Below are 24,329 nucleotides of genomic sequence, written 5' to 3' on the forward strand. Positions count from 1 at the left end.
GTACCAAGCTGTTGCCGGCCCCGGAGGTGCGGGAGCTGCCCGCGCCGCCCGCCAAGACCTGGCGCATCATCGGGCCCGGCATCGTAGCGGCCGGAGTCGGCCTGTCCTCGGGCGAGTTCGTGCTCTGGCCCTACATCGCCTCGCAGGCGGGCCTGGTGTTCCTGTGGGGCGCGGTGATCGGCGTCATCACGCAGTGGTTCCTCAACATGGAGATCGAGCGGTACACCCTCGCCACCGGTGAGACCGCGGTCACCGGCTTCAACCGCTACTGGCGGCACTGGGGCCTGGTCATGGTGGTGTTCACCTACGCGGCGAACCTGTGGCCCGGCTGGGCCATCAGCTCGGCGACGATGCTGAGTTACGTCTTCGGCGGCAAACCCGCATGGATCGGGGTCGGCCTGCTCGTCGTGATCGGCCTGATCCTCACCCTCGCGCCCGTCGTCTACAACGCGCTCGAGAAGATGCTCGGCGTGAAGATCCTGCTGATCGGCGGGTTCTTCATCCTCGCGCTCGCGCTCGCCGTCACCGCCACGACCGTGGGCGACCTTCCGACGGCCGTCACCGACGCGAGGTTCCCGCACGAACTGGGCGTCGCCGTGCTCATGGGGGCGCTCGCGTACGCCGGAGCGGGCGGCGGGCAGAACCTCGTGCAGAGCAACTGGATCCGCGACAAGGGCTTCGGCATGGGCCACTACGTGCCGCGCCTGGTGAGCCCGGTCACCGGCAAGGAGGAGGCGGCCGACGCCTCGCGGGTCGGCTACGTCTTCGAGACGAACGAGACCAACCTGGCCCGCTGGCGCCGCTGGTGGAAGTTCGCCAACCTCGAGCAGGCCATCACCTTCGCCCTGGTCACCATCCTCACGATCGTCCTGTCCTCGATGCTGGCGCACTCCACGCTCTTCGGCACCGAGGGGCTCGAGAACAACGTGGGCTTCGTCCAGAAGGAGGGCGAGGTCCTGCAGGAGCGCGTCGGCGACTGGTTCGGCGTGTTCTTCTGGCTGATCGGTGCGTTCTCCCTGTTCAGCGCCGCGACCGGCATCGTCGACTACACCAGCCGGATGACCGCCGACGTGCTCAAGTCCACGTATATGCGCGGCACCCGGCTCACGGAGTCCCGTATCTACGCACGTCTCGTCTGGGGACTCGTCGCCGTCGGCGCGGTGGTCCTGCTCTCGGGGTTCGACCAGCCGCTCGTCCTGCTCGTGATCTCCGCCTGTGTCTCCGGCCTCATGATGTTCGTCTACTCGATCCTGCTCCTGGTCATGAACCGCACCGCGCTGCCCAACCCGCTGAAGGTGCGCGGCTATCGGGTGGCCGCCCTGGTGTGGGCGGCGCTGCTGTTCGGCGTGCTGTCCGTCCTGACGGTGCGACAGCAGCTCGACAACCTCTTCGGCTGAGCCACACCCCCCCCGCAGGTGTCAGACCCCCGTACGTACAAGGAGTGATCCGCATGACCGACGTCCGACCCCATCCCTCCGGCCGCCGCAGCCAGTCCTGGTTCGGGGCCGCGGGGCGCGGCGGGATGCTGTACCGGTCCTGGATGCGCAATCAGGGTTTCGGGCCCGAGGTCTTCGACGGCCGGCCCGTCATCGGGATCGCCGTATCGGCTTCCGAACTCGCCCCCTGCAACGCCCACTTGACCCGCGTCGCCGAGGCCGTGAAGCGCGGAGTGTGGCAGGCCGGTGGCTTCCCCCTGGAGTTCCCCACCATGGCGACGGGCGAGACGCTGATGCGGCCCACCGCCATGCTGTACCGCAACCTCATGGCCATGGAGGTCGAGGAGCTGATCCGCGCCAACCCGCTCGACGGCGTGGTGCTGCTCTCCGGCTGCGACAAGACGACCCCGGCCATGCTGATGGGCGCCGCGAGCGTCGACCTGCCCGCGCTGATGGTCACCGGCGGGCCCATGCTCAACGGCAAGTTCCAGGGGCGTGACGTCGGTTCGGGCACGGCCGTGTGGCAGATGGAGGCCGAGGTCAAGGCGGGCCGGATGACCGAGGAGGAGTGTTTCTTCGCGGAGGGCTGTATGGCCCGCTCCAACGGACACTGCATGACGATGGGCACCGCCTCCACGATGGCGTGCATGGCGGAGACGCTCGGGATGCAGCTGCCCGGTTCGGCGACCTGGCCCGCGGTCGACATGCGGCGTTACGAGACCGGGCAGGCGGCGGGCCGGCGCATCGTCGAGATGGTCGAGGAGGAACTGCGCCCGTCGCGGATCCTGACGCGCGAGGCTTTCGAGAACGCCATCCGTACCAACGCCGCCATCGGCGGCTCGACCAACGCGATCATCCACCTCACGGCCATCGCCGGGCGGGTCGGCGTACGACTCGATGCCGAGGACTTCGACCAACTGGGCCGCGAAGTACCGACGTTGCTGAACCTGATGCCGTCGGGCACGTACCTCATGGAGGACTTCTGCTACGCGGGCGGACTCCCCGCCGTCCACAACGAGCTGATACGCGCCGGGCTCCTGCACGGCGAACAGCTCACCGTCACCGGGCGCGCCCTCGCCGAGAACGTGGCGGACGCCGAACGCATCGGTGACGACGTCATCACTCCGATCGGCACACCCTTCCAGCCCGCCGGCTCCGGTACCGCGGTGCTGCGCGGCAACCTGTGCCCGGACGGCGCCGTCATCAAGCAGTCGGCCGCGTCACCCCACCTGCTCACCCACACCGGGACCGCGCTCGTCTTCGACTCCCCGGAGGCGTACCACGCGATGTGCGACGACCCGGACCTGGAGGTGGACGAGAACACCGTCCTCGTCATCCGCAACGCCGGCCCCAAGGGTTACCCGGGGATGCCCGAGGTCTCCAACGTGCCCCTGCCGACCAAGTTGTTGAAGGCCGGCGTCACCGACATGGTGCGGATCTGCGATGGCCGGATGAGCGGCACGGGTTACGGCACGGTCGTGCTGCACGTCACCCCGGAGGCGGCCGTCGGCGGGCCGCTCGCCCTCGTACGGAGCGGAGATCTCATCACTCTGGACGTGCCGAAGAGGGCGCTGCATCTGGACGTGGAACCGGACGAGCTGGAACGCCGCCGCGCCGCCTGGGAGCCGCCCGCGCCCCGGCATGACAGCGGGTACGCCTGGCTGTACACGCAGCACGTCGAAGGGGCCGACCGCGGCGCGGACTTCGACTTCCTGCGCGGCTGCCGCGGGCACGCCGTGCCGCGCGACTCGCACTGAACGTGTACGGACGGCACGTCATGTGTACGGACGCCGAGCAGCCCGACCCCTGGAGCACCCGATGAACCTCACCCCCGAGTCCGTCCTGCCCGACGACCCCGAGGACGCGCTGCTCGTCGCCCGGGTGCACGAGCCCGAGTGGGACGGGCCGTGCGTGGCCGCCGTCCGCGGCGCGCATCTCGTCGACCTCACGTCCCGCGTCCCCACCGTCGCCGACCTGCTCGAACGCGAGGACGCGGGCAGCCTCGTACGGGACGCCCAAGGAGGCCGGCGCTGGCCCCTCGACGAGGTCCTGGCGGCGACCGCGTCCGGTCGGCGCGACGTACCGCATCTCCTCGCACCCGTGGACCTTCAGGTGATCAAGGCTGCGGGCGTGACCTTCGCCGAGAGCCTGATGGAACGGGTCATCGAGGAGCGCACCGGCGGCGACCCGACCCTGGCGGCCCGCACCCGGGAGCGCCTCGTGTCCTCCGTGGGGCCGGTGACGGAGGTGCGCCCCGGGTCGCCCGAGGCCGCGAAGGCCAAGGAGATCCTGCAGGCCGACGGCCTGTGGTCGCAGTACCTGGAGGTCGGCATCGGACCCGATCCCGAGGTGTTCACCAAGGCACCGGTCCTCTCCGCCGTCGGAACCGGCGCGCGGATCGGCGTGCTCGCCTCGTCCGTGTGGAACAACCCCGAACCCGAGGTGGTGCTCGCGGCCGACTCGCGCGGGCGCGTGCGCGGCGCGCTGCTAGGCAACGACGTCAACCTCCGCGACGTGGAGGGCCGCAGCGCCCTGCTCCTGCCGCGCGCCAAGGACAACAACGCGTCCTGCGCCCTGGGCCCCTTCCTGCGCCTGTTCGACGACGCGGGTGCGCGGGGCGGCGGCTTCGGTCTCGACGATGTACGCGAGCTCGAGGTCGCCCTCGACGTCACGGGCACGGACGGGTTCGTCCTCGAAGGCAGCAGCTCCATGCGGCGCATCAGCCGGGACGTACTCGAGCTGGTGGCGTCCGTGCACGGTGACCACCATCAACACCCGGACGGATTCGTCCTGTTCACGGGGACGTTGTTCGCGCCCACGCAGGACAGGGACGCGCCCGGAGAGGGCTTCACGCACCACGAGGGTGACGTGGTGCGCATCTCGAGCCCGCGCCTCGGCTCACTCGTGAACACCGTGACGACGAGCGAGGCGGCGCCGCCTTGGGAGTACGGGATACGGCGGCTGATGCGGAACCTGGCGGGGCGTGGGGTGCTGTGACCGGGCGGCGACGGCACGGGTCTTGTGCCCGGGATCGGGGCGCCCGGACCATGCACATATGACCGAGCCGAGCTCCACCCCCACCGGATCCTCGTCCGTTCTCGCCGCCCTCGTGAGCGCCCTGCGCGGCGGCTCCATCGAAGTGCTGGATCTGACCGCGCCCCTGTCGTCGTCCACACCGATCCTGCAACTGCCCGAGGAGTTCGGGCAGACCGTGCCCTTCCAGCTGGAGGAGATCAGCCGCTACGACGCCAAGGGCCCCGCCTGGTACTGGAACAACTTCCGGTCCGGCGAGCACACCGGAACCCACTTCGACGCACCCAACCACTGGGTCACCGGCCGGGACCTCGGCGATGTGTCGTCGGTGCCGGTGCAGCAGCTGGTCGCTCCCGCGGTGGTGCTCGACTTCACCGAGGAGGCGGCCAAGGACCCCGACTTCCTGGTCGAGGTCGAGCACATACGGGCCTGGGAGGGCCGGCACGGGCCGCTGCCCGAAGGCGGCTGGCTGCTGCTTCGCACCGGCTGGGGCAGCCGGGCGGGGGAGCAGGAGGCGTTCCTGAACGCGGACGAACGCGGACCGCACACGCCCGGCCTGTCCGCCGACTGCGCCCGCTGGGTGGCCGAGGAGTCACCGGTCATCGGGCTCGGCGTGGACACGGTGGGCACGGACGCCGGACAGGCCTTCACCTTCGAGCCGCAGTTCCCCTGCCACTCGTACCTCATGGGCAGCGGCAAGTACGGTCTGACCCAGCTGCAGCGGCTCGCCGAACTCCCGCCCACGGGAGCCGTGTTGATCGCGGGGCCGCTGCCGATCGTGTCGGGGTCCGGCTCGCCCGCCCGGGTGCTCGCCCTCGTGGAACGTACGCCGTGAAGGTCGCCGAAGCCGTCGGACGGGCGCTGGCCGCGTCCGGGGTCGGGCAGGTCTTCGGGGTCGTCGGCTCGGGGAACTTCCATGTCACCAACGCGATGGTGGCGGCGGGCGCGCGCTTCGTCGCGACCCGGCACGAGGGCGGGGCCGCGACCATGGCCGATGCGTACGCCCGGACATCGGGCACGGTGGCGGCCCTCAGCGTGCATCAGGGGTGCGGTCTGACCAACGCGCTGACCGGGATCGCGGAGGCGGCCAAGAGCCGTACGCCCCTGGTGGTCCTTGCGCCGGAAGCCACGCAGCGGCATTCCAACTTCCATGTGGACCAAGAGGCGTTGGGTCGCGCGGTCGGGGCCCGAAGTACCCGCGTCACCTCGGCGGCCACCGCCGTCGCGCAGACCACCGCAGCCGTGCGGCTGGCCGCACAGGAGCGCTGCACCGTCGTGCTCAACCTTCCGCTCGACGTACAGGCGCAGGAGGTTCCCGACGCCGAGCGAGCCCTGGCCGCCGTCGGGCCGCCCCCGCCCCGTACGCCCGTGGAGCCGGCCGATGTCGAGGTCGCAGCGCTCGCCGAGATCCTCGCCCACGCGCAGCGGCCGGTGTTCATCGCCGGACGCGGGGCACGCGGCGCCCCGGGCCGCGCGGCGCTCGAGGAGCTGGCCGAACGGTGCGGCGCGCTGCTCGCCACCTCGGCGGTGGCGCGGGGCCTGTTCCGCGGCAATCCGTGGTCGCTGGATGTCGCGGGCGGCTTCGCCACGCCCCTGGCCGCCGAGTTGATCGCGGACGCCGATGTGATCGTGGGCTGGGGCTGTGCGCTGACCATGTGGACCACACGGCACGGCCGGCTCATCGGCGCCGAGACCACCGTGGTGCAGGTGGACGACGACCCCGCGGCGCTCGGCGCCCACCGGCCCGTACACCTCGGCGTCACCGGGGACGTGGCGCTCGTGGCGCGGCGCGTGCTCGCGGCGGCCGAGGACCGGGAGGGCTACCGGACCGCGACGGCCGCCTTCGCGCTCGCCGCCCGGCCCGGCTGGCGGGACGTGCCGTACGTGGACGGCGGGACGCGCGACCGCATCGACCCGCGCACCCTGTCGATCGCCCTGGACGAGATCCTTCCTCCGGAACGGGTGATCGGCGTCGACTCGGGCAACTTCATGGGCTACCCCACGATGTATCTGTCCGTACCGGACGAGCAGGGCCTGTGCTTCACCCAGGGCTTCCAGTCCATCGGGCTCGGCCTCGCCACCGCCATCGGCGCCGCGCTGGCCCTGCCGGACCGGCTCCCGGTGGCCGCGGTCGGGGACGGCGGCCTGATGATGAGCGCCGCCGAACTCGACACGGTCCGCCGGCTCGGCCTGCCCATGGTGGTGGTCGTCTACAACGACGACGCCTACGGGGCCGAGGTGCACCACTTCGGACCGGACGGACACCCCTTGGACACGGTGGAGTTCCCGCCCGCCTCCATCGCCGCGATCGCCCGCGGGTACGGCTTCGAAGCGGTGACCGTACGCACGGTCGAGGATCTCAAGGCGGTACGGGACTGGGTGGCCGGACCGCGCAGCGCCCCGCTGCTCATCGACGCCAAGATCCTGCGGGACCAGGCGGCTTGGTGGCTGGAGGAGGCGTTCCGCGGGCACTGAGCGACGGGTTCCGTGCGGGGACGACGGGTTCGGCCCCGCACCCTCCGCGGAGGATGCGGGGCCTTGCCGTTCACGCCGGCGCGTAGCCCACCGGGCGGGCCGTGAACGCGCCACGGCCCTGCGTGCGACTGCGCAACCGGGTCGCATAGCCGAAGAGTTCGGCCAGCGGCACGGTCGCCGTGACGATCGCCGTACCGGAGCGGGTCGTCGAACCGGAGACCTTGCCGCGGCGCGCGGCCAGATCGCCGAGGACGCTGCCGACCGACTCCTCGGGCACGGTCACCGTGACCTCGACGACCGGTTCGAGCAGGGTCATACGGCAGGACCGCAGCGCCTCGCGCAGGGCGAGCCGGCCCGCCGTACGGAACGCCATCTCCGAGGAGTCCTTGGAGTGGGTCGCCCCGTCGGTGAGCGTGACGGACAGGCCTGTCACCCGGTGCCCGCCGAGCGGCCCTTCGGCGAGGGCGTCACGGCAGCCGGCCTCGACGGCCCGCACGTACTCCTGCGGCACCCGGCCGCCCACGACCGTGGAGCCGAACGCGAACTCCTGCTCCGACGGCCGCACATCGAGCACGACCTGCGCGAACTGGCCCGCGCCGCCGTCCTGTTTGACATGCCGGTACGTGAAACCGCCGACCCCTTCGGCAACGGTCTCCCGGTACGTCACCCGCGGACGGCCGACCCCGACCTCCAGGGACTGGTCGCGGCGCAGCTTCTCCACCGCCACCTCCAGATGCAGTTCGCCCATCCCGGACAGCACGGTCTGACCCGTCTCCGGGTCGGTCCGCACACCGAGCGACGGATCCTCCTCGACGAGGCGCTGGAGCGCCGCCGCGAGCCGGCCGGTGTCCGCCCGGCGCACCGCCTCCACGGCCACCGAGACCACCGGTTCGGCCACCGTCGGCGGCTCGAACACCACGGGCGTCCCGGGCGCGCACAGGGTCGTACCGGCGCGCGCGGACTTGAGCCCGACGAGCGCGACGATGTCGCCCGCGACGGCGGTCTCGACGTCCGTATGCCGGTCGGCCTGGACGCGCAGGATGCGGCCGACGCGTTCGCTGCGGCCGGTGACGGCGTCGAGCACGGTGTCCCCCTTCCGTAGCGTTCCCGAGTACAGCCGCAGGAAGGTCCTGCGGCCGGTCGTGGTCGACTGCACCTTGAACACCAGGCCCGCGAACGGTGCCCCAGGGTCCCCGGTGTCCGCGGTCGCCACGTCGAGCGGCGAGGGCAGATACGCCACCACCGCGTCGAGCAGCGGCTCGATGCCGCGGTTGCGGTAGGCCGCGCCGCAGAGCACGACCACACCGTCACCGGCGGTGGTGATCTCCCGCAGCGCGGTGCGCAGCGTCGCCTCCGTCAGCGCACCGGCCACACAGAACTCCTCCAGTGCGCCCGCGTGCAGCTCGGCCACCGTCTCCTCGAGCAGGCGGCGACGGCGCAGCACCTCGGCGCTCAGCGCATCGGGCACGGGGCCTTCCGTGCAGAGCTCATCGCTCCACGTCAAGGCCCGGTGACCGACCAGGTCCACGACGCCCGTGAAGGAGTCCTCGCGTCCGATCGGCAGCTGCACCACGAGCGGTACCGCGCCCAGACGGGTACGGATCGACTCGACGGCCGCGTCGAGATCGGCGCCCGCACGGTCCAGCTTGTTGACGAACGCAATCCTCGGCACGCCGTGCCGGTCCGCCTGCCGCCACACGGACTCGCTCTGCGGCTCCACGCCGGCGACCGCGTCGAACACCGCGATCGCCCCGTCGAGCACCCGCAGGGAGCGCTCCACCTCGTCGGCGAAGTCGACATGCCCGGGGGTGTCGATCAGGTTGACGCGATGTCCGTCCCAGTCGCAGCTGACGGCCGCGGCGAAAATGGTGATGCCGCGGTCGCGCTCCTGCGAGTCGAAGTCCGTGACGGTGGTGCCGTCGTGCACCTCGCCGCGCTTGTGGACGGCGCCGGTCAGGAACAGCATCCGTTCGGTGACGGTGGTCTTGCCCGCGTCGACATGGGCGAGGATGCCCAGATTGCGCACGGTGGCAAGGGGGTTGGGGTTGAGGCGGATACGCATGGCCGAGGGCCTTTCGGAAGAGTCCGGAAGAGATCGGCGCGATTCACCGTGACGCGGCGGACCCCGGGCACACGCGAAGTGTGCAGGTGAGGATGGTCAGAGCCGTGTCACGGAGTCCGGTGCGGGCCGCGCAGCCGGCACCGGAGGGACGAAGACAGGAGAAGGACCTCGAACCCGTACGGGGAGACAGAGCACGCGGTGCGGTCACGCATGACTGTCTCCTCCCTGTGAAGTCGCTGTACCGGCACGGGATTCCGTGGCGATCACAGGTGAGTGTAGGGACGCGGGCGGGGCGGGGCACCTGAATTAACTGCGGCGCGAAAAAGGGGGCCGCCGGTATCGGCGACCCCCTCCTCGTCATACGGCCTACTCCTCGAAGTACGCGTCCAGCGCGTCGTCGAGTTCACCCGTCCAGCGGGTGAGCGTGGCGCGGTCCGGGGCCTGGACCTCGTTGGGGTACCAGCGGTTGCCCTTGGTGTGGACCGTCACCGTGAGGCGCTTGGCGAAGCGGGCCGTGGACTGCTCGACCGCGACGACCTCGTCCCAGCTGAAGTCGGTGGCCTGGTCGTCGAGGGTGAAGCTGATGCCGGAGGCGTCCACCGTGATGGCGCCGCGGTGGTCGCGGGCCTCGAAGACGGGGCTGTCACCCGACTTGCCGGACTTCGCGAGATCCACCGGTTCGGCGGACTCCCCGGCTTCGCCGGATGCCTCGGAGTCGTCGTCCGCAGCGGTCTTCTCGGAGTCGTCGTCCGCCTCCGCCTCGTCCGACGCCTCGTCCGGGGCTTCGACCTCGGTGTCGACGCCTGACTCCTCGACCTTCGTCTCCTCGACGTCCGCAGCCGCCGTGTCGGAGTCCACCGACTCCTCGACCGCGTCGCTCTCCTCGTGCTCCTTCGCCCGCGCCGCGTCCCCGGCCGGCCCGGCCGGAGTGATCCCCGGAATGAAGCCGGGATCCATCGAGGCGGCCGTGTGCAGGGGAGCGTCCTTCTGTCCTATGCGCTGATCCACGGTTGCCTTTCCTGCGAAGCTCTCGCCACTAGCCGCTCACTGTTCTCGGTGCGCAGTATGGCCGACGAAGCTGTGCCTGCGCAGTCACGGATGGGTCTCATGCGGTCAGAGTTGACCAGGAGCATGTGATCAGAGCTGACCAGGCGTCCGCATGGCGGGCAGCTCCGGGGACGCCTCGCGCTGATGCGGCAGCACCGCCGAGGCGGACAGGCCGCTGGGGTGCAGCGCGACCGTACGCGCCGGGGCGGGTATCCGGATGCCCTCCGCCTGGAAGCGGCTGTGCAGCCGCTTGATGAACTCGTGCTTGATCCGGAACTGGTCGCTGAACTCGCCCACCCCGAGGATCACCGTGAAGTTGATCCGCGAGTCCCCGAACGTGTGGAAGCGCACCAGCGCCTCGTGCTCGTGGACACCGCCCTCGACCTCGGTCATCACCTCGTCCACGACCTCCATGGTGACCCGCTCGACGTGTTCAAGATCACTGTCGTAGGACACCCCGGCCTGCACCAGGATCGTCAGCTCCTGCTCGGGCCGGGTGTAGTTGGTCATGTTGGTCGAGGACAGCTGGGCGTTCGGGATGATCACGAGGTTGTTGCTGAGGTTGCGGACCACCGTGTTGCGCCAGTTGATGTCGACGACATAGCCCTCTTCGCCGCTGGACAGCCGGATGTAGTCGCCCGGCTGGATGGTCTTCGAGGCGAGGATGTGGACACCCGCGAACAGGTTGGCGAGCGTGTCCTGCAAGGCGAGAGCCACCGCGAGACCGCCGACGCCCAGCGCGGTGATCAGGGGCGCGACCGAGACACCCATGGTCTGCAGCACCACGAGCACACCCATCGCGATCACCACGACGCGCGAGATGTTCACGAAGATGGTGGCCGAGCCCGCGACGCCGGTCTTGGCCTGCGTGAACGCCTTGATGAGGGCGGCGATCACCCGGGTCGCGGTGAGCGTCGCGAACAGGATCAGCGCGGCCGTGAGGGACTGGTTGACGATCCCCCGTACGCGATCGGTGAGCGGCAGTGCCATCGCCCCGATCGCCGCGCCCGCGATGGTCGCGGCCCAGGGGAGGAGGTAGCGCAGCGCGTCCACGAGGACGTCGTCGCCGCTCCAGCGGGTGCGCTTGGCGTGCTTGCCCAGCCAGCGCAGCGTGAGGCGCAGCAGCAGGCCTGCGGCGATACCGGCGGCGAGGGCGATGCCCGCGACCACCCAGTCGTTCAAGGTGACATCGGTCCTCACCGGGCCACCTCCACCCCTCGGAGTGAACCCGGAACGCCCCGGTCGGGCCGTATATGAGACGTCGTCACTTGTAGGTCACCTGCTCGGTCGATAAGGAGCGTGACGCCCGCTGCCGAACAGGCGGGCGCGTTCCGAAACAAGGCGCCATCCTGCCGCATGAACCCGGCGTTCCGGCACCGGCCCCCGGGATCGTGCCAACGGCCGCCGCCGCTCGGCCAGTTCACGGCCGGATCCCGCGAAGCGCCGTACGCGACGCGGAATCCGGCGTGAAACCGCAGGTCGGACTGCGGCGATCAGGTCAGACCGTGGCGATGGCGGGATCGCTGACGCCCGCCGCGCCGGTCTCGACATGGCCCGCGAGCCGCCGCAGATAGCCGGTGTCGGCGGAGGAGACGATGCTCACGTCGTACCAGCGCTTGGTCGCCGCGAGATCGACCGTGCGCTGGACCGTCGCGCCCGCCGCGACGGGCACGGACTGGGCCGCGCCGCCGTAGGCGTTGGTGACCGTGAGGGTGACGGCGGCCGACGTCGAGTTGCTCAGCGTCAGGAGCAGATTGCCGCTCGCCTTGTCGTGCCGGGCCCTGACCTCCGGACCCGCCGTCTTGCCGGGGCTCTTGAAACGGCGCAGGAAACCGTTCGGACCGAAGACCGTCAGATCGTGCGCACCGCCCGAATACGAGGAGTTCCAGGCGTCGGAGACGGACGAGCCCGAGGCCGCCGTGTAGGTCCAGGGCCCGTCCGTGCGGTTGTCGGAGCGGACGTGGAAGCAGATGCCCGCGCCGGCACCCGCACCGAAAGTGAGGGAGATCTTGCCGCCGGCCGCATCCACCGCGCTGTCCACGAACGGTTCGTACGGCAGCGGGCGGGCCGGCCGTGCACCGCGCTCCTGCTTGGGCAGGGCTCCCTTCGCCGGCGGCTTGGGCAGCAGACCGGCCGGCTCGTCGTGGTTCGGCGGCTCGAAGCCCGAGGTGTCCGGGAGTTCGGCGGGTGTGGTCACAGCGCGCCCGAAGTCGAACGCCGAGGTCAGATCGCCCGCGACGGTACGGCGCCAGGGCGAGATGTTCGGCTCCCGCACCCCGAAGCGCTGCTCCATGAACCGGATGATCGAGGTGTGGTCGAACACCTGGGAGTTGACGTAGCCGCCGGTGCTCCACGGCGAGACCACGATCATCGGCACGCGCTGGCCCATGCCGTAATGGCCCGCGGCGTAGGAGGCGTTGCCGTTGAAGTAGTCCGAGGCCGTCTCGACCGTCGACTTGCCCTGATCGGCGGACGAGGGGACGTACGGCGGGACGACATGGTCGAAATAGCCGTCGTTCTCGTCGTACGTGATGAACAGCGCGGTCTTCGCCCAGACCGCCGGGTTCGAGGTGAGCGCGTCCAGGACCTGGGAGATGTACCAGGCGCCGTAGTTGACGGGGAAGTCCGGGTGTTCGCTGAAGGCCTCGGGCGCGGCGATCCAGGAGACCTTCGGCATCCGGTCGGCCGCGACATCGGCGCGCAGGACGTCGAAGTACCCGTCGCCCGCCTTGACGTTCGTACCGGTGCGGGCCTTCTCGTAGAGGGCGTCGCCCGGCTTGGCGTTACGGAAGGTGTTGAAGTACAGCAGCGAGTTGTCGCCGTAGTTGCCGCGGAACGCGTCGCTGATCCAGCCCCAGTGCCCGGCCGCGTCCAGGCCGTCGCCGATGTCCTGGTACACCTTCCAGGAGACCCCGGCCTGCTCCAGACGCTCGGCGTACGTCGTCCAGCCGTAGCCGAGCTCCTGGTTGCCGAGCACCGGGCCGCCACCCGTGCCGTCGTTGCCGACGTAGCCCGTGAGCATGTAGTAGCGGTTGGGGTCGGTCGCCCCGATGAACGAGCAGTGGTACGCGTCGCACACGGTGAAGGCGTCCGCGAGCGCGTAGTGGAAGGGCATGTCCGTCCGTTCCAGATAGGCCATCGCCCGCTCGGTCTTGGCCGGGATCCACCCGTCGTACTTGCCGTTGTTGAAGGCCCGGTGGCCGCCCGCCCAGTCGTGGTCGAGACCCGCGATGAACTGCATCCCGAGGTCCTCGACCTGCGGATGGAACGGCAGCGTCTCCTTGTTGCTCTGCGCCTGGTGCCAGACCGGCTTGCCGCTCGGCAGCGTCACGGGGCGCGGGTCGCCGAAGCCGCGGACGCCCTTCAGGGTGCCGAAGTAGTGGTCGAAGGAACGGTTCTCCTGCATCAGGACGACGATGTGCTCGACGTCCTCGATGGTGCCGGCGGCGCGGGCCGCGGGCAGCGCGGCGGCCCGGGCGATGCTCTGCGAGAGCGAGGTGAGACCCGCGCTCGCACCGGCGATCTTGAGGAAGCGCCGGCGATTCAGTTCAGCCATGGGTGTGGGGACCTCAGGGGCTTGTGGGGACAGGTCGGTGGAGTGTTCCAAGAGACCCCGGGCAGGGAAAGGGCGCGTGGTGCAGAAGTGAAAGAATGTCGTACGAATGTCCAACAGCTGCACTCGAACGAGGTGTTCCGTTTCATTCGCTGACCTGGACGGATCAGCCCAGTGGCCGCAATACGGATCACCCCAGGAGCCGCAATGCGGTAGCGGACACCCCTACCCGCACCGTCTGCCCCCACACCAGCTCCACCGCGTCCTGCTCCATCCCGTCGCCGAACGCCACAAGGCGGTCCGACTCCACCGTGAGCTCCAGGCGTGCCCCACCGTGCAGTTCACCGGAGACGAGGGAGGTGCCGGTGGCGGGCGAGGGCCAGGCCTCGCGTACGAACCAGAGCAGCCGTCGTTCGTCCGGCGAGGGCAGCCGCAGCGCGCTGTCCCGCTCCTGCCACAGCGACCGCAGCCAGCCGGTGGCCCCCGTGCCCGTACCGACGAGCACCCCCGAGGAGGCCTGCGCCTCCGCGGACTCGCCGCTGCCGATCCGGTAGCGGGCCGTCTGGTGGCCGGGCGGGCCCAGATAGATCTCGTTGAGCGCGAGCAGCCGCTGGGTGTCGTCGGCCACGGCCTCCACCATGGTCAACTCCTCGCCGCCCGCGCCTTTGCGCAGGGCCGACGCGAGCAGCTTCGCCGCGTCGGACACCCTGTGGCGCACCAGGACGCCCGGGTTGCGGCCGGGGTCGGTGTCGATCCCGACCACCGGCTGTCCGGACAGATACTTCGCGGTGTTCGCCACCAGGCCGTCCTGCCCGACCACCACGACCACGTCCTCGGGGCCGAACAGGAACCGGTCCAGATCGGCCCGCTCCACCCGGCTCTGCCGCCAGGTGAGCGGGACCGCGGCGGCGACTTCGGCGAGTGCCGCGGTCGTACGGTGATGGCGCGCCGCGATCTCGTCGACGGAGCGCCCCCGTGAGGCCAGGAAGAACGCGGCCTGGCCGTGCGTGCCGTGCCGGGCGAGCAACTCGGCGTACTCCGTGGTGCGATGCACGAGCACCGCACGCGGCGCGAGCGCCATCAGCGCTCACCGGAGGCCGAGGAACCCAGTTTGGCGAGCAGTCCCGTCACCACGTCCGGGGACAGGGTGAGGCTCTCGATGCGCGGCAGATTCTCGGCCACGCGGGTGGCCGCGAGCGCGTGCAGTACCGCCGGGTCCGTACGGCCGTGCACCTCGAGCCAGGCGGACTGCGCCTGCGCCCGTGCCTGGCCGACCTCGCGCGCGGCCTCCGCCTCGGCCTTGGCGATGCGCACCTTGCGGATGGCCTCCGCCTCGGTACGTACACCGTCCGCCGCGGCCTTGGTCTCGGCCTCGCGCCGCGCGTTGGTGCCGCGCTGGTCGACCAACTGCTCCTCGCGCCGGGCCAGTTCGATCTGGCTCGCGAGCTCGTTCTCGGCGATCGCCCGCTCGCGTTCCACGGCCACCGCGCGCCGTTCGTACGTGGCGCGGTCGGCCTCCTGCTGGATCAGCTCGCGCGCCGGAGTGCGCAGCGCGCGCTCCACTTCGGCCTCGGGCCGGATCGCCACCACCCGTACCGCCACGACCTCGATCCCGGTGGCGGGCAGGCGCGGTTCGGCCGCAAGCCCGGCGGCGATCCGCTCGCGCACCGCCGCGACGCCGTCGACGAGCGCGGCGGCCAGGGGAGTACGGGCCAGGACGTCGAGGGCGTGCTGCTGCGCCGTCTCCGTGAGCAGCGTCGCCAGCTGTTCCAGGGGCGCGCCGCGCCATGCGCCCGTGTCGGGGTCGACGGAGAAGTCGATACGGGCCGCCGCCGTGACCGGGTCGCTGATCCGGTACGTCACCGTCGCCTGGGTCGACACGTCCTGGAAATCGGCGGTGCGGGCATGGAAGCTCATCGCCAACTCGCGGTCGTCCACGGGCACTTCGGAGAGCGCGGCGCTGAGCGAGCGGTACCAGAAGCTCAGCCCGGGACCGTCGTGCACGACCTTGCCCGCGCGGAGATGGCGGATGTGCGCGGTGGGCGCGGAACGCAGATGGCGCAGACCGAAGCGCCGGGTGATGTCGGCCATGGACCCCCCTTAGTGTCACTGAGACGATAATCGCGCGTGACGGCTTTAGTGTCAAGGTGACCACATCAACTGGTGGTGTCCGGGCAGGCGTTGACGACCCTCGTAAGGGCGAAGGGGACCAGCGGAAGAAGGGGGGAGGGCGACACCCCGACCCCGGGCGCCCCGCATGCCCACGACCCTGGGGCCGGGGCGGAGGGGGAGCGCGGAAGGCGCCCGGGCGGGCGCTTCGGCCGGCTGGCTCACCGACAAGCCAGCCGACCGAGGTCGTGCTGTACGCGCACGATTCCCGCGTGTGCAGTACTGGCCTCACTTTGCCTGGTGACGGCCGCATCCGACAGCGGCCGCGGGGTTGATGCGTATACCGAACTTCTCCGCGGGCGGTCCTAGGTATACCGAGGACGGCGGGGCGGCCGGAGCGTATCGTCGACGGCGGGAAGCGGAGGCGAACACGCCGCGCCCGTCGAAGGCAGTGAGGATGGGAATGACTTTGGCTCTTGTCCGCCGCAGGCCGGGGGAACTGCCGGTGGAGGTGACCGGGTTCGTCGGGCGGGGCAGGGAACTGACCCGTGTCGACGAGGCGTTGCGGCAGGCCCGCATGGTGACGGTGACGGGCCCCGGGGGTGTGGGCAAGACCCGCATCGCGCTGCGCGCCGCCGCGCGGGTCGCGGGCCGCTATGAACACGGGGTCTGTCTGGTCGAGTTGTCCGAGCTGCGCGACCCCGAGCTGCTGCCGCACACCGTGGCCGGCTGTCTGGGACTGCCCGAAGGGGACAGCCGGCCGCCGCTCGACGCCGTCCTCGACCATCTGCGCGAGCGCAAGCTGCTGTTGATCCTGGACACCTGCGAGCATCTCGTCGACGCCTGCGCGATGCTCTCCGACATCGTGCTGCACGAGACCACGGGCGTCTCCGTGCTCGCCACCAGCCGGCAGCCGCTCGACGTGCCCGGTGAACACATCTGCCAGATAGCGCCGTTGCCGGTGCGCACCACGGGCGGCGACGCCGTCGACCTGTTCGCCCAGCGGGCCAAGGCGGTCGATCCGGCCTTCGAGGTGCACGACGGCAACCGCGCCGACGTGGTCGCCCTGTGCCGCCGTCTCGACGGCATGCCCCTCGCCATCGAACTGGCCACCGTACGGCTGCGGGTGCTGCCCCTCGAACAGCTGGTGGCCCGCCTCGAGGACCGCTTCCGGCTCCTCACGGGCGGTCGGCGCACCGCACTGCCGCGGCATCAGACGCTGCGTACCGCCATCGAGTGGAGCCATGAACTGTGCACCGGGCAGGAGCAGTTGCTGTGGTCACGGCTCTCTGTGTTCGCGGGCAGCTTCGACATCGCCGCCATCGAGGAGGTCTGCGCGGGCGGTGAGCTGCCGCGCGAGGAGATCCTCGAGGCGCTCGTCGGACTCGTCGACAAGTCGGTGGTGCAGCGCGAGGGTGTGGACGGCTCGCGCTACCGGATGCTCGACACCCTGCGTGAGTACGGGGCCGAACATCTCGTCGTGCGCGGCGAGCAGGCGCAGATGCAGGAACGGCACTACGCCCGCTATCTGAAGCTCGCCGAGGACTTCGACCGCAACTTCCTCGCCGACGACCAGATCCAGCGCTACCACGCACTGCGCGAACAGCACGCCGACATCCGCCTCGCGATCGAGTACGCGCTCGCGGCGCCCGGCAAGGATCACGAGGCGGCCGCGCTGGCCGGCGCCCTGTGGCCGTACTGGCATATCGCCGGTCTGCACACCGAGGGCCGCTACTGGTACGCGAAGATCACGGACCGCTTCCCCGGCCCCGTACGGGAACGGGCCTGGGCGCTTGCGCAGAGCGCGTATCTCGGCGCGTTCCAGGCCGATCCGAAGGCGCTGGAAGAGGCCCAGGAGTGCGTGCGGATCGCCGACGAGCTGGACGATCCGGTGGTCGCTGGGCGCGGCCGGGTCTACCTCAATCTGTCCCTCACCTTCATGGAGCGGCATGAGGAGGCGGCCGAGGCCGCGGACGAGGCCCACCGGATCCTCGAGGAGGCCGGGGACGTGGTCGGCCTCGTGACCCTGGAGACGCAGATCGGCTACATGCGGCATCTGAGCGGTCAGCTCGATGCCGCGCTCGAAGTCTGCGAGCGCGGGCTCAGACGGCTGGGCGAGGGTTCCACCGAGGGCTGGGTGCGCGGCTATCTGCACATGGTGATCGGCATGGCCCGCTTCCGCCGCGGCGAGTACGAGCAAAGTCGCGTTTCGGGTACCACCGGGATGCAGATCAAGCATGAGCTGGGCGACGGCGTGGGGCTGGCGTACTGCCTGGAACTCCTCGCCTGGCTGGCCGGTCACGACGGCCGGCACGAGGAGGCCGTCTGGCTGCTCGGCGCCGCGGATCCGCTGTGGGCCGGCGCCGGTGCGCGCCTTGGCGGCACCTCGCTGATGGAGGAGTTCCACCAGAGGGCCGTCCGTGCCGCGCAGGACGCGCTGGGCGAGCATCGGTGCGCCGAGCTCAGGGCGGACGGGGCCGCGCGGCCGCTGGAGCAGGTCGTCGCGCTCGCCACCGGTCAGGAGCAGAAGCAGCTGATCCCGGCGCCGCGTGCGCAGTCCCATGACCTCACCCGGCGCGAACACGAAGTGGCGCTGCTCGCCTCCGAAGGGCTGTCGAATCGCGAGATCGCGGAGCGGCTCGTCATTTCCAAACGCACGGTTGATGCCCATCTGGAGCGAATTCTGGCGAAGTTGGGGGTTCCGGCGCGTGGTGAGATCGCCGGGCGGCTGGGGGAATTGGACGGCTGACGGCCGGTATGGGTGGCTCTACCCGGGAATTGAGGGCGCGGCGCGTACGGGAGTTTGTTTCACGTAGCATCCATCCCGTATGGACATATCGCTCTGGGGATTTGTCGCCCTCGCGCTCGCTGCCGCGCTGGTCGGGTTCTCCAAAACAGCCGTCAGCGGGGCGAATACGATCAGTCTGGCCGTATTCGCGGCCGTTCTTCCCGCGCGGGAATCCACCGGGGTGCTGCTCCCGATCCTGATCGCCGGGGACATCCTCGCCGTCCTCACCTATCGCCGTCATGCCCACTGGCCCACGCTGTGGCGGCTGTTCCCGGCGGTCGGCGCCGGGGTCCTGTTCGGCACGGTGTTCCTTATGTGGGCGGACGACACCGGGGTGCGCACATCGATCGGGGCGATTTTGCTGCTGATGGCCGCGGTGACCGTCTGGCGGCGGCGGGTCGCGGCACGTCAGGAAGAGGACGCGGCCGGCGGCGCCGGGCGCTGGAAGGCGCCTTCGTACGGGGTGCTCGGCGGGTTCACGACGATGGTCGCCAATGCCGGCGGTCCGGTGATGTCGCTGTATCTGATCTCCAGCGGATTCCAGAAGCTGGGCTTCCTGGGAACGTCCGCATGGTTCTTCCTGATTGTGAACACCTCCAAGGTCCCCTTCAGTGTGGGCCTCGGCCTGATCGACTGGCAGTCGCTGCTCCTTGACGCGGCCCTTGTGCTGTTCGTGGTGCCCGGCGCGTGGCTGGGGCGCAAGTGCGTGGACCGGATCGACCAACTGCTTTTCGAGCGCCTGGTGATCGGGGCGACCGTTCTGGGCGGAATTCAGTTGCTCGTGCGATGACGTGTGCGCGCGTTACGGGGAGCGGGGTCCGGGCCGTACGGGGCACCGATTACGATCCTTGGCCATGAGCGCATCCGATCAAGAGGCCGTCACCGCCGAGGAATCAGCGACCGAGACAGCGGAACCGGAGACCGCGGAACCGGGGACCGCGACCGTCGCACCGGCAACGGGTGACCGCCGGGGCATGACACCGCGCCAGGCGCGCCGGCTGCGGATCGCCGCGGCCTCCGCGCTGATGGTCCTGGTCGCCGTGGTCCTCGCGATCCGCCTCGCCAGCCGCTCATCCGTCCTGGTCGTCGGCGTCTACGGACTGCTCCTCGTCCTGTGCGGCCTGGTCATCGAACTCAGCCGCCGGGGCCGCACGCGCCTGGGAACGTACCTGCTGGGCGCGGGACTTGTGGGGGCGCTGCTGGGGGACTGGGTGCTGCTGCCGTAGGGCTTGACCGGCCAGGCGCAGGACATCAGGGCGAGCACCACTCTTCGTCAAGGCGCCAGCGCGGTGGCGACCCGGGCCATGCGATCGGGCGGCAGAGCGAAGCGGTTGGCGGGGTTGCGGTAGGAGTGGGGGCCGTCGTTGACGGCGAAGCCGTAGGCGCCGGTGGTCCAGGTGGCCGGGCCCGGGGCCCCTTGGCTGTCCAGGAGCAGCTCGGCCAGAGCCTCCGGGTCCTCCACGGCGGTCAGATGCTCGAGCGCTGCTGCCAGACGGTGGACCGCGTCGTCGGGTATGTCGTCGTCACCGAGCGCGGGCAGCAGGAGCAGCAGCCGGGCGTGCGGATCGTCGGTGCTGCCGCCGGGCATCGCGCTGAAGGCGGCCGTGACGAGTTCGGGCCATGACAGACCCGGCCCCATGAAGTGTCCGTCGTCCTGGGCGAGGAGCTCGGCCCTGTCCCAGCCGGGGTGGTGCAGCAGGTAGTCGACGCCGGCCTCGTCCTTGAACGTCCGGTAGACCACATGGAGACGGTGATCAGCGGCAAGCGGCACGGTGAACGTGGGCCACTCGGCCCGTTCCCACAGCCGACGCCCGAACTCCTCGGTCGCGTCGTAGTCGGCGCCGTAGAGGAGTTCCGCGGCCCCCTCGCTGTCGGCGCACGAGGTGAGATGGCCCAGCCAGAACAGCGGCTCGTCCAGAAGCTGCGGCTGATGTGTGTGAAGGCCGCCGTCGTATCCCGGTATCCGGGTGGGGTGGAGGTCTGCGCTGTTCGTCACGGGCCCATCATGCCGGGCCGTGCGGCTGCTGCCGTAAGGGGAGAATCACCGGTCCCCGAACGACCCATGCCGGCCAGCTCCCGCCGTGAACCGGGCCGCTCCTTCCAGGCTTTCGGCGAGTGCGCCGAGTCCGTGGCGGAACTCACCGGCGAGGGCGGCGCGTTCGTCGTGGCCCTCCTGGTCCAGGACGGAGGCGCGGTCGCCGCGCAGGCAGGCCTGGGGGAACGCGGCGAGTTCGGCGGCCAGTTGCTCGGCTGCCGCGCGTGAACTGCCCGTCGGCACCACGCGGTTGGCGAGGCCCATCGCGTACGCCTCGGCCGCGGGCACCGGACGGCCGGTGAGGATCATGTCCATGGCGCGGCCCGTGCCGACGATCCGCGGCAGCCGCACCGTGCCGCCGTCGATCAGCGGGACGCCCCAGCGGCGGCAGAACACCCCGAACACGGCATCCTCCTCGGCGATCCGCAGATCGCACCAGAGCGCCAGTTCCAGGCCGCCGGCCACCGCATGACCGGCGACCGCCGCGATCACCGGCTTCGACAGACGCATCCTGGTCGGCCCCATCGGACCGTCCCCGTCCTCGGTGACCTGGTTGCCGCGCTCCGTACCGATCGCCTTGAGGTCCGCCCCCGCACAGAAGGTGCCGCCCTCGCCCCACAGCACGGCCACGCGCGCCGACTCATCGGCCTCGAAGGCGCGGAACGCCTCGGCGAGCAGCGCGGCCGTCGGCCCGTCGACGGCGTTGCGTGCCTCGGGGCGGGCGAGGACGACGGTGGTGACGGGGCCGGTGTGTTCGATGCGTACGGTCATGGCGTGCAGTGTGCCGTGCCGGTCAGCGGCGCAGCCAGTCCCCGGCGGCGTGCACCCAGGTCGTGAACAGGGCCTCGTCACCGAAGACTTCGAGCCCGCCGTCCGGCGCGCGGCGTTCGTACAGCGCGAGCAGGAGCGCGGGGAGCGGTCCGCGTACGGCCGTGGTCGCCTTGTGGTGGCCATGGCTCCAACCCATCGGCGTGGTGGAGAGGTCGATCAGCCACTCGCCCGCCCCGGACGGTGCGTCGGTGCCGTGCAGATGGAGGGTGCGGTCCGGGGCGATCAGCGCCTGCTGATCCTCGGGGGAGGAGTACGCCTGGGGGAGTGTGCTGAAGCCGAGCCACTCCTCGATGCCGTCGGCCGCCGTCTCGGCGTCCAGCGTGTACGTGCCGCCGACCGCGGCGGTCGCGTCGAAGCGGTGCAGAGCCGTCTCGTACGTCATACGGCGGGCCCAGAACTCCGGCCTGCCGCTGGGCGCCACCGTCCACACCGGGGTGTCCTCGGGGGTGGAGCGCAAGGTGGCCGCGAACTGCTCGGCCCCGTCGAGCAGCCAGGCGGCCAGGCCGGGAAGGTCGTCGTCCTTGTCGGGGGTGACCTCGTCGACCTGGTCGTCGGAGACCGGCGCGGTGGCCCGGGTGCGGATCACCGTCTCGGCCCAGCGGTGGGCTCCACCGACATGCCGCAGGAGATGCGCCAGGGTCCAGTCGCCGAGGCCCGGCACGGGGGTTGCGGCGTCCGCGCCGTCCACGGCGGCGGCCAACTGGCGGGTCTGATCGGTGATCCGGGCGGCGTAGAGCTCGTGGACAGATCGCGTCATGAGCTCACCGTAGCCCGCGCGGCTCACCGTGATCCGTGGAGCTGATCGCGAACCCTGGGGCTCTTCGCGCACCCGTGGAGCTGAGCGCCCCGTGAGGCTAATCGCGCAGGAAGCGCAGCACCGCGAGGACCCGCCGGTTCATGTCCTGGGAGCCCGGCAGGCCCAACTTGCCGAAGAGGCTGGCCACATGCTTCTCGACCGTGCCCGCGGAGACATGCAGCGCGGCCGCGATCGCCGCGTTGGAACGCCCCTCGGCCATCAGCCCGAGCACCTCGCGCTCGCGGGCGGTGAGCGTCGCGAGGTCGTCGGTGCGGCGGCTGGCCCCGGCGAGCTGGGTGACCACCTCGGGGTCGAGCGCGGTGCCGCCGGCCGCGACCCGGTCGAGCGCGGCGGTGAACTCCGCGATGTTCGCCACCCGGTCCTTGAGCAGATACCCGACGCCCGCCGAACCGCCCGCGAGCAGCTCGGTGGCGTACTTGGTCTCCACGTACTGCGAGAACAACAGCACGCCGGTGTCCGGGTGTTCGCCGCGCAGCGCGATCGCCGCGCGCAGTCCCTCGTCGGTATGGGTGGGCGGCATCCGGATGTCGACGATCGCGACGTCGGGCCGGTGCTGGGCGACGGCCGCGCGCAGGGCGCCGGCGTCGGGCACGGCCGCGGACACCTCGTAGCCGCGGTCCTCGAGCATCTGGACCAGGAGTTCCCGCAGCACGGCGGCGTCTTCGGCGATCACTACACGCATGCGGCCCATGCTGCCAGGCGCGACGAATAGGAGCGCCTGGAACCCCGGTATGCAGCACCCCTGCCGCTTACGCCGCTTACGTGTCTTATGTGCTCTACGTGACGCACGTCCACCACACCACTCACGCCCGCGGGGGCAGATCGACCGTGACCATGGTCGGGCCGCCCCCCGGGCTGTGGATCTCCAACGTGCCGTCCACCGTGCGCACCCGCTGCTGCAGCCCGGTGAGCCCGCTGCCCACACCGGCCTCGGCGCCGCCGCGGCCGTCGTCGCCGATCCGCAGCCGCAGGGTGCCGTCCGTCCGCGTCGCGGCGGAGACCGTCGCCCGGGTCGCGCCGCTGTGCTTGATCACATTGGTGAGCAGCTCGGCCGTGCAGAAGTACGCGATGGACTCGATCGCGGGCGACGGGCGTTCGGGCACGTCCACGGTGAGCTGCACGGGCACGGTGGAGCGTGCGGCCAGGGTCTCCAAGGCGTGCGCCAGTCCCTCGTCGAGGACCGGCGGATGGATGCCGCGAGCGAGATCGCGCAGTTCGGTCAGGGCCTCGGTCGCGTTGAGGTGCGCGCCGTCCACGAGCCGCCGTACGGCGTCGAGATCGAGCGTGGACGGGTCGGCGAGCTTGGTCTTCACCATGTCGAGTCCGAGCGCCAGGGCGACCAGGCGCACCTGGGCACCGTCGTGCAGATCACGCTCGACGCGACGCAGGAGCGCCACCGAATCGTCCACGGCGAGCGCGCGGGTCTCCTCCAGATCGCGTACGCGCTGGGCGAGCGAGCCCGGCCCGAGCAGGGCCCGCATCAGCCGGCGGTCGGCGAGCACGACGAGCCGGGTGAACCAGGGCGCGATCAGCAAGCTGACGAGGCCCATGGGGAGGCCGATCAGCGTGCCCGCGAAGTCGTGCACGGTGGGGCTGCCACCCGCGGGCAGCGGTGTCATGAGGAGCATGCCGCCGCCGTCGCCCTGGCCGAACAGGGCCCAGCGCACGGGCGCGGTCAGGTTGATCAGTCCGATCACCCACCACTGCACCGCGTACAGGCCGATCAGCGACAGCGGCAGCTTCGCCAGTACGTAGGCCACGTGCCGCCAGCCGGTCACGTCCCGCAGCCGTGCGTCGAGCCGCGCGAACAGGCCGAGATCCGCCCGCCCGGCGGGAGACCGGGGCGCGGGGATCCGTTCGCCCAGGAGTGCGGCGGCCAGGCGCCGCTGGATCCGGCCGAGCGCGCGGGCCAGACCGAGTGCGGCGACGGTCAGGACAAGGCCGAGCAGGGCGCCGAGCAGGGAGAGGACGAACCCGAAGCCGAGGGCGAGGAGCACGAGCAGGAGCACGGCGCCGACGAAACCGATGAGGCCGGTGACCAGGAGGTACGCCGCCTCGCGCCAGGCCCGGCGGCTCAGCGGGGCCCGCAGCACCTGGGCGAGCAGCCCGGCGGGCGAGGGGGAGGCGGTGGACAGGGAACCGG

The 24,329-nt window shown here is 70.9% G+C and carries 19 protein-coding genes; 8 read left to right on the forward strand and 11 right to left on the reverse strand.

Features of this window, described 5'->3' with window-relative positions; genetic code table 11:
• From G6045_RS25060 to G6045_RS25080, 5 genes are all read left to right on the forward strand, one after another.
• Nucleotides 1-1,397: Nramp family divalent metal transporter (locus G6045_RS25060; RefSeq protein ID WP_165334348.1), on the forward strand; the 1,397-nt coding region annotated here is incomplete at its 5' end.
• Nucleotides 1,398-1,450: 53 nt separating this feature from the next.
• Nucleotides 1,451-3,193, forward strand: coding sequence for an IlvD/Edd family dehydratase (locus tag G6045_RS25065; RefSeq protein WP_165334349.1), 1,743 nt, complete (start codon nt 1,451-1,453; stop codon nt 3,191-3,193).
• A 61-nt stretch (nt 3,194-3,254) separates the two neighbouring features.
• The gene (locus G6045_RS25070) at nt 3,255-4,433 is read left to right on the forward strand and encodes a fumarylacetoacetate hydrolase family protein (protein WP_165334350.1); all 1,179 of its coding nucleotides are present in this window, start codon (nt 3,255-3,257) and stop codon (nt 4,431-4,433) included.
• Nucleotides 4,434-4,491: 58 nt separating this feature from the next.
• A complete protein-coding gene (locus G6045_RS25075) occupies nt 4,492-5,304 on the forward strand; it encodes a cyclase family protein (protein WP_165334351.1) in 813 nt (270 codons plus the stop codon).
• Entirely contained in the window at nt 5,301-6,944 is a 1,644-nt protein-coding gene (locus G6045_RS25080; protein WP_165334352.1) for a thiamine pyrophosphate-binding protein, read from the forward strand. The genes G6045_RS25075 and G6045_RS25080 overlap by 4 nt, the downstream gene beginning before the upstream one ends.
• 70 nt (nt 6,945-7,014) lie before the next feature.
• On the opposite strand, the gene fusA is transcribed toward G6045_RS25080, so the two are convergent.
• From fusA to G6045_RS25110, 6 genes are all read right to left on the reverse strand, one after another.
• Complete coding sequence (gene fusA, locus G6045_RS25085) at nt 7,015-9,006, reverse strand: elongation factor G (protein WP_165334353.1); 1,992 nt, start codon at nt 9,004-9,006, stop codon at nt 7,015-7,017.
• A 366-nt stretch (nt 9,007-9,372) separates the two neighbouring features.
• Nucleotides 9,373-10,014 (reverse strand): prolipoprotein diacylglyceryl transferase, encoded by a 642-nt coding sequence (locus tag G6045_RS25090; protein WP_165334354.1) that lies wholly within the window; start codon nt 10,012-10,014, stop codon nt 9,373-9,375.
• 129 nt (nt 10,015-10,143) lie between these two features.
• On the reverse strand, nt 10,144-11,253 hold the full coding sequence (locus tag G6045_RS25095; RefSeq protein WP_165334355.1) for a mechanosensitive ion channel family protein: 1,110 nt from the start codon (nt 11,251-11,253) through the stop codon (nt 10,144-10,146).
• 298 nt (nt 11,254-11,551) lie between these two features.
• On the reverse strand, nt 11,552-13,609 hold the full coding sequence (locus G6045_RS25100; RefSeq protein WP_165334356.1) for a phosphocholine-specific phospholipase C: 2,058 nt from the start codon (nt 13,607-13,609) through the stop codon (nt 11,552-11,554).
• Nucleotides 13,610-13,796: 187 nt separating this feature from the next.
• Nucleotides 13,797-14,687 (reverse strand): NAD(+)/NADH kinase, encoded by an 891-nt coding sequence (locus G6045_RS25105; protein ID WP_165334357.1) that lies wholly within the window; start codon nt 14,685-14,687, stop codon nt 13,797-13,799.
• The gene (locus G6045_RS25110) at nt 14,687-15,697 is read right to left on the reverse strand and encodes an SPFH domain-containing protein (RefSeq protein WP_165334358.1); all 1,011 of its coding nucleotides are present in this window, start codon (nt 15,695-15,697) and stop codon (nt 14,687-14,689) included. The genes G6045_RS25105 and G6045_RS25110 overlap by 1 nt, the downstream gene beginning before the upstream one ends.
• 481 nt (nt 15,698-16,178) lie before the next feature.
• Here G6045_RS25110 and G6045_RS25115 point away from each other — a divergent pair, with 481 nt between their 5' ends.
• From G6045_RS25115 to G6045_RS25125, 3 genes are all read left to right on the forward strand, one after another.
• Entirely contained in the window at nt 16,179-18,464 is a 2,286-nt protein-coding gene (locus G6045_RS25115) for an ATP-binding protein (protein ID WP_165334359.1), read from the forward strand.
• Between the two features lie 79 nt (nt 18,465-18,543).
• Nucleotides 18,544-19,293: a sulfite exporter TauE/SafE family protein gene (locus G6045_RS25120; RefSeq protein ID WP_165334360.1), complete on the forward strand. Its 750-nt coding sequence runs from the start codon at nt 18,544-18,546 to the stop codon at nt 19,291-19,293.
• 64 nt (nt 19,294-19,357) lie between these two features.
• Nucleotides 19,358-19,729 (forward strand): hypothetical protein, encoded by a 372-nt coding sequence (locus tag G6045_RS25125; protein ID WP_165334361.1) that lies wholly within the window; start codon nt 19,358-19,360, stop codon nt 19,727-19,729.
• A 47-nt stretch (nt 19,730-19,776) separates the two neighbouring features.
• On the opposite strand, the gene G6045_RS25130 is transcribed toward G6045_RS25125, so the two are convergent.
• The 5 genes from G6045_RS25130 to G6045_RS25150 form a co-directional block, all read right to left on the reverse strand.
• The gene (locus G6045_RS25130; RefSeq protein ID WP_165334362.1) at nt 19,777-20,499 is read right to left on the reverse strand and encodes a hypothetical protein; all 723 of its coding nucleotides are present in this window, start codon (nt 20,497-20,499) and stop codon (nt 19,777-19,779) included.
• A 45-nt stretch (nt 20,500-20,544) separates the two neighbouring features.
• Complete coding sequence (locus G6045_RS25135) at nt 20,545-21,309, reverse strand: crotonase/enoyl-CoA hydratase family protein (protein ID WP_165334363.1); 765 nt, start codon at nt 21,307-21,309, stop codon at nt 20,545-20,547.
• 22 nt (nt 21,310-21,331) lie between these two features.
• Nucleotides 21,332-22,126: a maleylpyruvate isomerase family mycothiol-dependent enzyme gene (locus tag G6045_RS25140; RefSeq protein ID WP_165334364.1), complete on the reverse strand. Its 795-nt coding sequence runs from the start codon at nt 22,124-22,126 to the stop codon at nt 21,332-21,334.
• 97 nt (nt 22,127-22,223) lie between these two features.
• Nucleotides 22,224-22,868 carry a LuxR C-terminal-related transcriptional regulator gene (locus G6045_RS25145; RefSeq protein ID WP_165334365.1) on the reverse strand — a complete coding sequence of 215 codons (645 nt, stop codon included), beginning with the start codon at nt 22,866-22,868 and terminating at the stop codon, nt 22,224-22,226.
• A gap of 121 nt (nt 22,869-22,989) precedes the next feature.
• Nucleotides 22,990-24,329: sensor histidine kinase (locus G6045_RS25150; protein WP_328707889.1), on the reverse strand; the 1,340-nt coding region annotated here is incomplete at its 5' end.

Source organism: Streptomyces mesophilus (assembly GCF_011044995.1).
GTDB classification, from domain to species: domain Bacteria; phylum Actinomycetota; class Actinomycetes; order Streptomycetales; family Streptomycetaceae; genus Streptomyces; species Streptomyces mesophilus.